Genomic DNA, 9,146 nt, shown 5'->3' with positions numbered 1-9,146 from the left:
CTCCATTCATAGAAATAGCGCTGGACGGTCGAGCAGGGTGGAAAATCCTTCGGCAGCATCCGCCATTGGCAACCAGTTGTGGCGATGTAAAGCAGGGCATTCACCACCTCTCGCAAATCCGTGGTCCGCGGGCGGCCCAAGCGGCGCGGCATTGGCAGGAAAGGCTGAACCAGACCCCATTCCCGATCCGTCATATCGCTTGCGTAGCGTGCCGTTCGCCGGGCATATTGCCGACGGGTGATTTTGGTCCAGGCCATCGTGTTCTCCATCGAATCTCGCAAATCCGAAGGAATCATAACCTGCTGAAATCACCCACCTCTTTTTGAGGCAGCCTCTAAGCATTTGCGGCTACGTCTCTATCCGAAGGAAAGGCGGATCAGGAGCTGCAGCTGGAGGCAACATGCTTCTCGACGCTGGGAGGTTGCTCGCAGCGGCGCTTGCATCAAAATATGTCATTTGCCCGCGAGCCAGGCTCGCATTAAGCCCGCGCTATAGTCCCGCAGCTTCCTCGAACACCCAGTCCCGCCGGTCGGTCTTCTCGCCAATGCCGGCGAGGGTGCCGACAGCACGAGCGGAGCCGGCGATCGCCGCCAAATTCGACGATAACCTAATCCTCCAATGAAAATCGCGAGATAGTGCCCGCATCAGACTCAAGGGAGAGCCTGTACTTCCGATCGCGTTGGAATGACGGCCTGAACATCGCCTGCAGCAAATCGTGCCGAGACGATGATTAGGACATTGCAATGTCGATGCGGCGGTGAGTCGAGGAGCCCGCGAGAGCCATGGCCGGCAGTCTATTGCGCTGCCACGAGCGACGCCGCCGCGGGCACGAACCGACGACACCTGCCCTGGTCGATTTTCACCGCTGTGATGCGAAGCTTGCCGCAACCATCCGACATTTGGATGAGTCCTATTAAATCAATCGATTATCCCGATGGGCCGATCAAGCGTAAATAGGCGGTGAAGTGCTCCACCGACGGTGGGGTCGGCGATGCTAATCAGTGGTGGTTCACATGACGATAAGCCTCCTCGGCAGGGATGTCGACGATGTCCCCATTGATCCCACTGGCGACGGCCGGCTCATCAGTGGCGAAGGTATTGGGCAGATCAGAATACCCAATCCGCCGACGGACGGTATCGATCTCGCTCGCATGGTCGTGTTTGAGGTCTCGATCCAGTCCGTAGCTCTCGGCTTGTAATTTCATGCTCCAGGAGGCCCTCATGAAGATTTCCGTGGTGATCGTCCAAGCGAGCTGCACGTTTCTGCCGGTCTCGACGCGGTCGGTCGCGATTGCGATCCCGTCAGCTGCCTTCGGAGTTTTGCCGAGACTACCACTTTAGGGGATGGGCCGGGTGAGAGCCGCATTCGAAAACGGCGGGGGCAAGCTGGCGGCATTGGCCGCCAAATCACATCGTGAGAGGCGGCTGGTCCAAAGGCGCCGCTCTAATTTCAAAGGCTTGAGCAAATTGCGGTTTTAGAGGGTTAGCGTTGCGTGGCGATCTGCGGACAGGATGATCGTTGCTGCCGTCGTCGAAGCGGAACGAAGATACATGGGCTTCAGCTAGGACTGCCGATCACATGCTAGCGGGTTCGACTAACTGATACGGAGAAAAGATATGTCTGATGCAAAACTGCAAAGTGTGCTTTCGGCTCTTTCGCAGACGGTGAGACAGCTCGACGCTATTCCGGCTAAACAGCCGGGTCCTGAAGCCAATTGCGTTAAGCTGGACACGAATGAGAATCCATTTCCGTTGCCAATGCTGGTGATGCGAAGCGCGATTGCCGCCCTCAAACGGCATTACCTTTATCCGGAGGATGATAATCGCTGCTTGCGGGAAGCGGCCGCCAATGCGTATGGCCTCTCCCGCGATCAGGTGATCGCCGGCAATGGATCGTCTGAACTGCTGGGGCTAATCTACAGGGCTTTCCTTGCTCCGGGTGATAGCGTGGCGATGATGTCGCCAGGTTTTTCGTTCAACCGCAAACTAGCCTTGTTGCAGGGTGCTCAATTTCTCGAAATCGAATGGAGCAAAGCTTATTCGTTGCCGATAGAGCAATTGCTTCTCGGTCCCGCAAAAGAGGCAAAGTTCATCCTGCTGGCCAATCCGAATAACCCGAGCGGAACCTTTGTTCCAATAGCCGAGATCGACAGGCTCGCTGCGCAATCCGACCGTTTGATAGTGTTGGATGAGGCGTATGTCGATTTTGCGCCCGACGATGCTCTACGACTTATCAATCGCCATTCGAACCTGCTGGTCTTAAGAACATTTTCTAAAAGCTACGCCGCCGCCGGTATTCGCATTGGTTTCGGCTTCGGTCATCCTGAACTTATCGGAAGGCTGCGTAACAGCCAAAATCTCTTCAATATGAATCTTATTGCCCACGCGGTCGGCACCAGCATCCTCTCGCACCGCGCCGCCTACGCCGAGAACCACAAACATATCAAAGATGAAAGACACCGAACCACGGCCGCACTCTCTAAACTCGGATTTTCGGTGACCCCGTCTCATGCAAATTTCTTGCTTGCTCGCGCACCACCTGGGCAAAACGGCACGTGGTGGCAAGCATCGTTGAGAAGACGAAAGATACTTGTTGCCGTCTTTCCCGATGACGGCCTGGAAAATCATATTCGCGTAAGCGTCGGTTCAAAAACCCAAATGGATGCATTCCTATCAGCCGCCGCTGACATTTCTAAAAGCCTGAAGATGCAGCCGGTCACGCACGGCTAATCTTTGTTTTTGCCGACACCACAGAAACAGCCAAGTCGATTTGGCCGGGATACCCAGATCTCCGCACCAAATGAGGTCGACACAACCGGTGTCGGCGATTGCACTGACCCTGGTGCCTTTTGATGCCTCGTCGTGGAGAACCACGGCCGGAGCATAGACCGCCTCTTCATCGCTTGAATCGACATCTTTCATCTAACATTGGAGACAATCGAATGGGAAATGCCATTCCTTCTAATCTGACCTTCGGCATCTTCGATCATCTGGACGACAACGGCTGCGACATAGCCCAGCAGTACTCAGATCGCCTGAGGTTAGCCGAGGCGTGCGACGGCCTTGGTTTTTACGCTTATCACCTTGCTGAGCACCACTGTACTCCACATGGGAGAGGGCCATCGCCAAATCTGTTTTTATCGAGCGTCGCGCAGCGTACGCGTTGGATTCGTATCGGGCCACTTGTCATGCTGCTGCCCCTTTATCACCCGCTGCGTGCTTTTGAAGAAATCTGTATGCTGGACCAATTGAGCGGCGGCAGAGTTGAGGTCGGGATTGGACGCGGTTCTCTCCCGATCGAATTAAGTTATTTCGGGATGTGTGCGGACGCGGCACCAGGCTGCTATGCGGAAGCCAGTGAAATTCTTCTTAATGCGATGAGAGGCGGCACGTTGTCCCATAAGGGCCAGCATTTTGAGCTGAGCAACATACCTTTGACACTAAAACCTCATCAAAGCCCGCATCCACCGATGTGGATTGCCACAGGTAGACCCGAATCGGCCCGCTGGGCCGCTGCGAACGGCGCAAACATCGCGTGCCTGGGACCGTCCTCTTCTGTCCGCAAAATTACTGACGCCTTCCGCGCCCATCGAAAAGAGAACACGGGCGAAGATGATCAATCCTCGTTTCGTGGCTTGCTTCGCATGATCGTGATTGGGCGTTCTGACCGCGAAGCCTGGGTGCTCGCAGCGCCGGCTTACGAACACTGGCTCGCCAGCTTTGAATTCCTTTACGAGCTAAATGACCTGCAGACTCCACCAAACCTGCCGCTGACTTTCGACGAGGCGGTTGAGAACGAGTTATGCATCGCAGGGTCGGCGGCGTCGGTGAGACAAACATTACTTAGCCAGGTAGAAGAGGCAGGCGCCAACTATCTTCTGTGTCAACTTGCATTTGGGACCCTGCCGCTGGATGCTTCCCTTTACACAGCAGCCACTATTCAATCCGAATTTATGGCTCGTCTTAACTGATGCGCCATAATTTGGAGCCCCAACAACTTTTCCTGCGCCGTGCTGGCCGTCCAGTTGGATGCTAAACGTCAAGCTCCTCGCCGTCGCATCCGGTTCATATGCTCCTGATGATGGCAAAGTTCTCGGCAGCGCCCCGTTCATGGTATCATGATCGCCTCGCTATCGTCCTATGGCAAGCATTGAAGGCCACATTGTCGCCGAATCCTCGTCGACCGAAGCCGGCTATATCACCGCTTTTGGCTTTACGCTGGGAAAGAAGCCTTGTCCCCCGCACTATATGAGAGGAATTAAAATGATCGATCGTTACATCTCTGCCGCATCGTTGACCGCTGCAGTTTTGGGCTTGATGTTTCTCAGCAATCCTGCAGCGGCGCAAGAGACGCAACCCGCCCAAGGGCAACCAGATGGCAATGGTGCGGCTGCGGCCATCAGTGACCAGAAGATCGAAGCTTTTGCCGTCGCCTATCTCCAGGTGGACAAGATTAGGCAGGAGTACGCGGCCAAGATCAAGGCGGCGCCGGATGAGACAGCGAAGCAAGAGCTACGGAGCGAGGCAAGAAAACAGATGATACAGGCCGTTCAGACCTCTCCCAATATTTCAGTGGACGAATACAACGAAATTCTGGCCGCTGCACAGAAGGATCCTGTTCTCGTGAAGAAACTTGACGACAAACTGCAGAAATCCGCGCCCGCAAAGCAGTGAGCAACCCCACGATCACCGATCAATTTGATCACCCGCCATCGCCGCGCCGAGTCCTACAATCTTGGCACGGCGTTGACCGGGGGTTCTTCATGACCATGTCCGCGACATTGATCCAACTGGGCAGTGAGCACGTCGACAAGATACCCTGCGGCAATTGTCCGGCAGCCCAGCAGTCACATACGAGCGATGGACGCAATCATCTACTCTTCGGCGGGGCGCGTGCATTATCCGGATCTGCCGATGGCTCAAAGTGCCACTTTCCAACAAGATCACCCAAGTGGCCCTCACGGCGTAGTCGCATCTCCGACATCGTTGAGCGGCAGACAGACCGGCAAAACGTGAGGTCATGGATGAGCGATGTTCGCGATCGGCTACCCTAAACTAGCGTCCCCGGTGTTAAGCTAATCCCACTATCGTCAAAGCGGTCGGCGAGCGGGCGCGGGAACGTATAAGCTTGCCGGCAGCATTAACGCGCGGCGTATAGCGCGGCGCCCGAAACGGCGCTATGGCAGCCATATAATAGTCATGGCCCGATGAAGTTTTCGGATCACATGTGCGCAGGACAACATTCGTGCTGGTTTGAGTTGCTGAGCGGCGCGGTCGTGGCAATCGGCGAAACCATGCGGGACGCCTCCTCAAACAGCATTTCGCGCATCCAGACGCTTCCCGGATCACTATTGTGAAGTTCATGCCATTGAACGGCTTCGGTGAACGGAAGGTGTCGTGGCAGCGGAAGCTCGACGATGCGCAGCGGCATTGTTCTTGCGAAGTGCTGCGCCAGCCGTAAGGGCATGGTTCCTATGCGCTCATTGCCCGAAACCATGGACGGAATCATACTGAAGCCATGTACGACGACGTCGATCCGTCTCTCGCGACCGTGCTCGAGGAGGCACGAATCCTCGAGTCCCGGCCTCCGCGTATAGAATTTGGCCACAACGTGCCCCATCGACATGTATCTCTCGAACGTAAACGGCTCTTCCAGTTGCTTGTTCGAGGTGCAGCCTACGCACACGTGGACATCATCGAACAGTCTCGCTTGGGGATGGGCGTTTGATAAGAATATTTCCGGCAGAATGAAAAAATCAACGTCGCCGCGCCGAAGAAGGTCTTCATTATCATCGCCGGGGGGAAGAAATTCGAAGCTGACGCCGGGAGCTTCTCGCGCGACACGCTCCGCAATCCTTTCGAAAAACACGAGTGTAACGTAATCGGAAAGCACAATTTTGAAGCGGCGATCCGACCTAGCCGGGTCAAACGGCTCCCTCGAAATAATGGAGAGCTGAATCTGCAGCAGAGCCTCGCGCACCGCCGGCGCGATACCTTCAGCCCGCCGGGTGGGGATAAATTCGCGGCCGGCCATCGTAAACAGCTCATCTTGGAAATAGGTGCGCAACCGTGCGACCGCCGCGCTCATGGCTGGCTGGCTCAGGTTGATACTGCGCGCCGCCGCCGTCAGATTGCGTTCGCTCATCAGGGCGTCGAGCGCGACTAGGAGATTTAGGTCAAGCCCATTGAACCGCATAACTTATCTATCCACAGCGTGTATGTACGCCCTACAAACCTATCAGTACTCCTCATTAGTAATACAAATTGACGTTTTCACAGCGCAAAGACGCTCTGTGAAAACTTTCTTCGCAAATCGCATAGTGGGCGGAAAATTGAATATCGCGCAGTCCGACAGCGGGCCCATTTGGTGGGAAAGAAAGAGCGATCCGCACAGCATCCTGGTGAACTTCAGCGAGTGAACGGCAGGCCTTTTGTCATCGCTATATCGGTAGTCGATCTGTTCGGAGGGCAATCCCCTTCGGCGCCCGGAAAGACCTTTCCATGCGTAACAATGGTTTCACGTCCTCTGCGAATTTCTATTGGCGTGATATTTGCCAGAGATCAATTCGGTTCATCCCAGCGGTCGAGCGCCTTCTGACCCGGATCCCGATTGAGCGGGAGTTTATGATGCGGCGAAGAGGCTCAATACTAATTTGAAGGAACGTTTCAAAACACGCAGACGGCACTTGCCGTGCTCTGGATTGTTGCCGCGCGGCTATTCACTGAACATGGCACTGTGAAACTATTTGGCTTCCCCTCAGGCGGCGAGGCACCGGCAGGACAGTTGGTTTTCGCCAATGCTGCCCGCAGGCGGCGGCGATGGCTTAATCCTGTTTTGCTTCGTCGTCCTGTATCTGGTCTTGGCCGGGCCGGGGAGCTTTGATGCTAAGATGAAACGGATCTGAGCCGACCCTCGTGCTCAACTTGCCGGATAGGATCATCACCAAACGGTGGGCCGCAGCCTTGCAGATCTTCTCGCTAAGCAGCCTCCTGATCAAGGCCGCCACCAAGTTTAGATCAGACCCAACTCTTTGAACTTCAAGCTGCGGAACTGATATCCGAACGAACAGGTCCATCTCTTTCCGCCGCGTTCAATCCGCCAGCCTCAACTCCCCGCATACCATTTCCGACCTTGGTTCTGATCCAACGTCGCTTATCAAACGGAAACATAAAATAGTCACGTACGGTGAGTGGTTCGGACTGATCTCGGAGACCAACTTGCGGCCACTCGTCCTTTTTCGGCCAATATGCCGTGCGGAAAATCGTGTCCCATACCGTCGTAAAGAACCCATAGTTTCGATGCCGATGATGCGGTTCCATCGAGTGGTGAATGCGGTGGAATTTGTTGTCGCCGATAATGTATCGGAGCGGCCCAAGGTTGACTCGTGTGCTAGAGTGAGAAAGGTGGGCCTGAAAGGTAATTAGGGTCATGGCAACGACGGGCACGACGCCTGATTCGAAGTTAACCAGCGTAAGTGGTAGCGTGACAAACAATGCGTATACAAATGGCTCGGTAAAATGATGATTGCAATTCCAGGCCGTCAGTTCACGAATTGAGTGATGAGTGGCATGCAGGCGCCAAAGGAACGGAACGGCGTGTTGGGCGCGATGCATCCAATAATAGAAGAAGTCACCGGCTATCGCGACGAGCACACCTGAAAGGACGGCGAGCCCCGTGTTGATGAGCGGATTGCTAGAGTGAAGCAAGGCACCAAAATTGACCGTTAGATGGTGTAACGGGCGGATCCCAGCCAGGCGAGTTTGAAGGCTTGGTGGTCGTCCCTCACAATGATGGTGTCGCGGAGTCAGGAGTGGCCTGCTCCATAGCATCACGGAGAGACGACCATGAAGCAGTATGCCGGAATCGATGTCTCGTTGGAATACTCGAGTGTGTGCGTGGTGGATGCGGATGGCCGCATCGTGCGCGAGGCAAAGGTCCACAGTGAACCCGATGCGCTGATCGCCTGGTTTGGCGAGCAGGGCGCGGCGATGGAACGAATTGGTCTTGAGGCTGGCCCCTTGTCGCAATGGCTTTACGCGGAAATGGCGAAGGCGGATCTGGCGGTCGAACTGATCGAGACGCGCCACGTGCGGGCGGCCTTCAAGACGATGCCCGTGAAGACCGACAAGAAGGACGCACGGGGTATTGCGCAGTTAATGCGGCTTGGCTGGTTCAGGCCGGTCCACTGCAAATCTCTTCCGGCCCAGGAGGTGCGAGCGCTGCTGACCGCACGCAAGCTCATCCAGGGAAAACTTCACGACATCGAGATGAGCCTCCGGGGCATTCTGCGCGGTTTCGGCCTCAAGGTAGGGCCGACCACGCGGCGCACCTATGCGGCACGGATCCGCGAGCTGATTGAAGGTCATCCGACCTTGGAGGCGATCACCGTTTCACTGTTGAAGGTGCGCGACGCGCTTATGGACGAATTTGCAGGTTTTGAACGAAAGCTGCGTGTCATGGCCCGTCAGGACGATAATGCACGTCGGCTGATGACGACGCCCGGCGTTGGCGTGCTGGTGGCGCTGACATTCGTGTCGGCTGTTGACGCGCCTGAGCGCTTCCGATCATCACGAGCGGTGGGGCCGCATTTCGGATTGACGCCCAAGAAGTATCAATCGGGCGAAACCGATTATAGCGGCCGCATCTCGAAGATCGGTGATGCGGGCGTACGAACCGCGCTCTACGAGGCGGCCAATGTCATCCTGACGCGCCCCGTGAAGGGTTCGGATCTCAAAAGCTGGGCGCTGGCGGTTGCAAGACGTGCGGGACCCAGAAAGGCGCGTGTTGCGCTGGCCCGTAAGCTGGCGGTGGTGTTGCACCACATGCTCAGGGATAAAACCAACTTCATTCCCCACAAGGCGGCGTCAGCCATGACCGCCTGAGCAGGAAGCGAGACAACAAGACAAGGTTTCGGGCGGGCACCACCATCAGCCCACCGGAGCAAGGTCCCTTCGCCGGGACGATGGAGCGGATAGGCCGATGAACCGCAAGCAGCACTGAGGTGACTGCGCGTCCTTAGATTGGCCAGCCGGTCCTCAGCAGACCCCATAAAGCAGCGACCCCGGCGTCGACTGCGGACAGAAGCAAGCACTCGGCGAGGGATTAAGCTCAAAAGGGATTGACTCGGGACAGCCCGTTACAGAAG

Annotated in this window: 8 protein-coding genes and 1 pseudogene; 6 read left to right on the top strand and 3 right to left on the bottom strand. The window is 56.0% G+C overall.

Annotated elements, in window-relative coordinates:
• Positions 1-257, bottom strand: a 257-nt coding sequence (locus K290_RS0132810) for a transposase (RefSeq protein ID WP_028755371.1), incomplete at its 3' end; no start/stop codon positions are given.
• A 756-nt stretch (positions 258-1,013) separates the two neighbouring features.
• Here K290_RS0132810 and K290_RS38140 point away from each other — a divergent pair.
• The 4 genes from K290_RS38140 (at position 1,014) to K290_RS35690 (ending at position 4,674) form a co-directional block, all read left to right on the top strand.
• Positions 1,014-1,199, top strand: coding sequence for a hypothetical protein (locus K290_RS38140; RefSeq protein WP_172831088.1), 186 nt, complete (start codon positions 1,014-1,016; stop codon positions 1,197-1,199).
• Positions 1,200-1,617: 418 nt separating this feature from the next.
• Positions 1,618-2,730, top strand: coding sequence for a pyridoxal phosphate-dependent aminotransferase (locus K290_RS0132795; protein WP_004120061.1), 1,113 nt, complete (start codon positions 1,618-1,620; stop codon positions 2,728-2,730).
• 212 nt (positions 2,731-2,942) lie between these two features.
• Positions 2,943-3,971 carry an LLM class flavin-dependent oxidoreductase gene (locus tag K290_RS0132790; protein WP_004120058.1) on the top strand — a complete coding sequence of 343 codons (1,029 nt, stop codon included), beginning with the start codon at positions 2,943-2,945 and terminating at the stop codon, positions 3,969-3,971.
• A gap of 292 nt (positions 3,972-4,263) precedes the next feature.
• Positions 4,264-4,674, top strand: coding sequence for a DUF4168 domain-containing protein (locus K290_RS35690; RefSeq protein ID WP_028755370.1), 411 nt, complete (start codon positions 4,264-4,266; stop codon positions 4,672-4,674).
• A 547-nt stretch (positions 4,675-5,221) separates the two neighbouring features.
• On the opposite strand, the gene K290_RS0132780 is transcribed toward K290_RS35690, so the two are convergent.
• On the bottom strand, positions 5,222-6,196 hold the full coding sequence (locus K290_RS0132780) for a LysR family transcriptional regulator (RefSeq protein ID WP_004120053.1): 975 nt from the start codon (positions 6,194-6,196) through the stop codon (positions 5,222-5,224).
• A 495-nt stretch (positions 6,197-6,691) separates the two neighbouring features.
• Here K290_RS0132780 and K290_RS38690 point away from each other — a divergent pair.
• Positions 6,692-6,905: pseudogene (locus K290_RS38690) on the top strand (hypothetical protein).
• Between the two features lie 133 nt (positions 6,906-7,038).
• On the opposite strand, the gene K290_RS37010 reads toward K290_RS38690, so the two are convergent.
• Complete coding sequence (locus tag K290_RS37010) at positions 7,039-7,707, bottom strand: sterol desaturase family protein (protein ID WP_240535458.1); 669 nt, start codon at positions 7,705-7,707, stop codon at positions 7,039-7,041.
• A 138-nt stretch (positions 7,708-7,845) separates the two neighbouring features.
• On the opposite strand from K290_RS37010, the gene K290_RS0132770 reads away from it, so the two are divergent.
• Positions 7,846-8,883, top strand: a complete 1,038-nt coding sequence (locus K290_RS0132770; protein WP_004119987.1) for an IS110 family RNA-guided transposase — start codon at positions 7,846-7,848, stop codon at positions 8,881-8,883.
• The last annotated feature ends 263 nt before the right edge of the window (positions 8,884-9,146 follow it).

It is taken from the genome of Rhizobium leucaenae USDA 9039 (assembly GCF_000426285.1).
In the GTDB taxonomy this organism is placed as follows: Bacteria; Pseudomonadota; Alphaproteobacteria; order Rhizobiales; family Rhizobiaceae; genus Rhizobium; species Rhizobium leucaenae.
Note: the sequence above shows the minus strand (reverse complement) of the source record. Positions and strands in the feature narration are given on the sequence as shown.

Excerpts from the sequence above, each read along its gene's own strand:
- K290_RS38140 (WP_172831088.1), top strand. The coding sequence starts at position 1,014 with ATGACGATAAGCCTCCTCGGCAGGGATGTCGACGATGTCCCCATTGAT.
- K290_RS0132795 (WP_004120061.1), top strand. The coding sequence starts at position 1,618 with ATGTCTGATGCAAAACTGCAAAGTGTGCTTTCGGCTCTTTCGCAGACG.
- K290_RS0132790 (WP_004120058.1), top strand. The coding sequence starts at position 2,943 with ATGGGAAATGCCATTCCTTCTAATCTGACCTTCGGCATCTTCGATCAT.
- K290_RS35690 (WP_028755370.1), top strand. The coding sequence starts at position 4,264 with ATGATCGATCGTTACATCTCTGCCGCATCGTTGACCGCTGCAGTTTTG.
- K290_RS0132780 (WP_004120053.1), bottom strand. The coding sequence starts at position 6,196 with ATGCGGTTCAATGGGCTTGACCTAAATCTCCTAGTCGCGCTCGACGCC.
- K290_RS0132770 (WP_004119987.1), top strand. The coding sequence starts at position 7,846 with ATGAAGCAGTATGCCGGAATCGATGTCTCGTTGGAATACTCGAGTGTG.